The sequence below is a fragment of the Paracraurococcus lichenis genome (assembly GCF_030657435.1).
Taxonomy (GTDB): Bacteria; Pseudomonadota; Alphaproteobacteria; order Acetobacterales; family Acetobacteraceae; genus Paracraurococcus; species Paracraurococcus lichenis.
On the sequence record NZ_JAUTWS010000233.1, the window covers coordinates 1 to 2951 of the forward strand.

A 2951-nucleotide genomic window follows, 5' to 3' on the forward strand; every position below is an offset into this window, starting at 1 on the left:
CCCGCACGCCAACACTCCGCAGGCCATCAGCCACGGGGCGTTGGCGCGCGGGTTTTTTTTCTGACTACTTCGGCTTTGCCGAGATGATATTTCAGAGCATCTCCGCCGCGGCCAGCCAGCACTGTGACCGACGTGCAGCGTCTCGAGGTCGCCCGTCTATCCCGCGACAGCGCCCGCCTGGATGACCAGGGAGTGGTGCGGGCCGACGACATGGCGCAAGGGCTGCGTACGGGCGCGCCTCAGCCGCCAGTGCTGAGCTTCGGCCGCACTGCTGCAGTCTGGCCCTCGATCACCCGGAAGCCGTTCACTAGCGTCCGTGGCACCGGCGAGCGGGAGGGCAGCAGGCGCAGCCCGCGCCGTACCACCTCCACTCTTGCATCCGGATAGACCGCCAGCACGTCCGGCAGCACCGCCTTGACCCGCTGGGCGAGGTGGGAGGTGCGGCCGGTCTCCGAGCCTACCTGGGCCGCCAGGGCCTGCCAGCGGAGCAGCAAGGGCTGCTCCAGCCGCTGCAGCCGGTAGGCCAGCAGGGTGTAGAGGTCGAGGCCTAGGGAGTTATCCTTCAGGTGCGCGATGGCATCACGCACCAGCGGCACGGCGTGCTCGCGCAGGTGCTCGTGAAACTCCCGTGTCAGTTCGACGGTGGCCTGCCAAGGCGCGCCCTCGTCCTGCCCGTGCCAGAGAGAGAGGCCGGAGACCAGGCGCTGGTCGCGGATGATGGTCTCGTCGGCGCCGGTCTCCGACCGGGCGGTCCATTGCAGCGTGAACTCGCAGCGGGCGATGCGCAGCGATTGTTCCCGGATCGCCTGGATGGTGCCGCGCGGCCCGCCGGTGACCGGCAGGCCGAGGGAGCGGATCCAGGCCGACATGCTGGGGCCGAGGCTGACGATGCGGCTACGCACGCCCTCGGTCTGCAGGAAGATCATGATCAGCCGGGCACGCGTGCCGTAAGGCACGCCGACGCGCACCGCGCGGCCATCCTGGCCGCGCACCACGCCGGGGCTGACCATTAAGTGGAAGCGGCCGGAGTTGCGCTGCCAGATCAGGTCGTTCGAGGCCGGCCGGGCATGCGGCAGGCAGGTCTGGCAGAGGCCGGAATGGGAGAAGGCGAGGTCGTCTTCAGTCGGCTCGCCAAGGGCAGCACTGGCCGCCGCAATTCGGTCCAGCTCGCGCTGACGCTCCTGGCGGTTACCGATGCCGGCAGCATTGCGGCGAAGCTCCTCGGCACCGAAGAGCATGAGTTGGCGGTGAATCTCGGCCATGAGGTCGGGGCGCTGCGTCCGGAAAGTGTGCGAGACAACCTAACCGCTTCGAAACCCGGGCATACGCTGAATCGGCGGCCTTCCGCGCAGCGGCATCGCATAAGCGACCAGGGCAGGGCTTGGTGCAGGAAGTTATCCACGCTGAATCGGCGGCCTAGTTACGCTGAATCGGCGGCCTCGCGACTCGGCTCCGTACGCTGAATCGGCGGCCTTTCCCCCAGTTATCCACGCTGAATCGGCGGCCTCCAATTACCTATAAGAGTCCTATAAGAACTTATCCTATAGGGTGGCCGCTCACCGCGGCCGAGAACGGCTCGCTGTGGATAAGTCGGTGCCACAGCCCTTGGCCCGGGTGGCAGGCCAAGGGCATTGAAGGCCGTCGATTCATCGAGACCTCAGGAACCAATAGGGCGTGGCCCGAATGACAGGCACTGAGGGAGTGCTGGACTGGAGTACCGCTTCTCTGCCTGGCGCAAGCGCGACAGCCACGATGGTCGAAAGCAATGCTTTGGACCCACTCTGGTTCAAGGCCAAATTGAGGGCATACCATAGAACGAGCAGATAGTGCGTAAGGACTGTAAAATACTGATTCTATTTGATAATTTCTCATTCTGGCGATGCGCTATAAACGCACGGCAGTGCGCCTTCATAGCGCTCTGTCCCCTCTATGATGCGATCTTAAATCGGCACAAGCAGAGTGCCGGCCAAGTTCGTCTGCGAGGAGAGCCTTGCAATATCTTGGCTAGTGATCGGTTGACGAAAGTTGGAGTAGAGTTGTGAAGAGCGCAGCAGCGTCCCTATCTGCAATAGGTCACCGTGTTGCAGTTTCTTGTCCTTGCTTTATGCGAGAGTTATCACTTGCAACTGAGCCCCAAAGACATCGCTGCAGCGGAAGCCTGTGGCGTCACCTTCCTCCCTGCCACGCCGGCACAGGTCCAGCGCCTCGCCATGCAGCGGAAGGTCTTCTATGCCGATGGACAGCCGATCCTCGCCACGCGTGGGGATGGCTTCTATGAAACGGTCGGCACCTTGCAGCAGGTGATTGAGGAAGGCCTGCAGCAACAGCGAGACCTCGCGGCCTGGCAGGACAGCGCGGCGACAAGTGAGGCGTCCACAGCAGCGGACGAGCCGCCATTACCGCAGCCAGAACCGACATTGGTCGAGGCCACGCCGGAGCTAGTTCGGGCAATGGAGCCCTCGTCTCGCCCGAAGCGGCCGCGGCGCGGCCGCTCAGCAGCGCCGAGTACCGACTTACAGTTGATCGAGGAGAAGAATGAGGTTTCTGCAACGCTGGCCGGGCCGACGCAGCATGCCGCCGCGCCGACGCAAGGCGTGACGCCGCGGCCAGCACAGCCTGGACGGCGCTGGATGGTGGCAGGAGCGGCCCGGCGCGGCCGGATCGACAAGCACTGGAGCACCCGGCAACGCTGACAGGACTGATCGCTTCCCGGTAGCCAGCCCGGTGTGCGGGCAAAGCTGGGAGCGCCTCTCTGGCCCTGGCCGCGTGACGTGGTGCGGCGGCGTTGGCCTATTGGCAGGCCGTGAGCGAGGGGCTGCTCACCAAGGGGTTCTGGCGCCCAATGCAGGAGCGGGTCGAGGCGGAGGAGCGATATTGGCGCCAACAGGGCATCTGGCCGCAGGCGGGCTCCGCCTAGGTCGCCCACCGTTGAAGTGGTGACGACGCCCTAG

2 protein-coding genes are annotated in these 2951 nt (G+C 65.0%); one reads left to right on the forward strand and one right to left on the reverse strand.

The genetic code is table 11. From position 1 onward, the window contains the following. Window positions 1–239: 239 nt before the first annotated feature. On the reverse strand, window positions 240–1262 hold the full coding sequence (locus Q7A36_RS39190) for a replication protein RepA (protein WP_305109209.1): 1023 nt from the start codon (window positions 1260–1262) through the stop codon (window positions 240–242). Window positions 1263–2120: 858 nt separating this feature from the next. On the opposite strand from Q7A36_RS39190, the gene Q7A36_RS39195 reads away from it, so the two are divergent. After that, window positions 2121–2693, forward strand: a complete 573-nt coding sequence (locus tag Q7A36_RS39195) for a hypothetical protein (protein WP_305109210.1) — start codon at window positions 2121–2123, stop codon at window positions 2691–2693. The last annotated feature ends 258 nt before the right edge of the window (window positions 2694–2951 follow it).